The organism is Streptomyces sp. SID13726, assembly GCF_010548375.1.
Taxonomy (GTDB): Bacteria; Actinomycetota; Actinomycetes; order Streptomycetales; family Streptomycetaceae; genus Streptomyces.
The window spans coordinates 1-412 of the sequence record NZ_JAAGLY010000631.1; the positions used below are offsets into that span (position 1 = coordinate 1).

A 412-nucleotide genomic window follows, 5' to 3' on the forward strand; every position below is an offset into this window, starting at 1 on the left:
CGCTGCGAGTCCTCCAGGTCGCCGACATCCACATGGTCGGCGGGCAGCACAAGAAGCGCGCCTGGCTGCAGTCGCTGGCCGGCCTGCGGCCGGACTTCGTGGTGATCACGGGCGACAACCTCTCCGACACGGAGGGCGTTCCGGAGGTACTGGACGCCCTGGGCCCCCTGATGTCCTTCCCCGGGGTGTACGTCTTCGGGTCGAACGACTACTACAGGCCGCGGCTGCGCAACCCCGGGCGCTACCTGATCGAGAAGGTCCAGGGGCGGCACGGGCTGAACGGCAACAAGCCCGTCGTCGGCGCCGTGCACAACCCGTGGGAGGAGCTGCGGGACGCCTTCGACGCGGCGGGCTGGGTGAACCTCACCAACACCCGCGGCCGCCTGAAACTGCCCGAGCTGGAGCTGGCCTT

At 69.7% G+C, this 412-nt stretch carries 1 protein-coding gene; it reads left to right on the top strand.

The genetic code is table 11. The annotated features are described in order from the left end of the window. On the top strand, positions 1-412 hold a 412-nt coding region (locus G3I78_RS49495), incomplete at both ends, for a metallophosphoesterase (protein WP_164437229.1).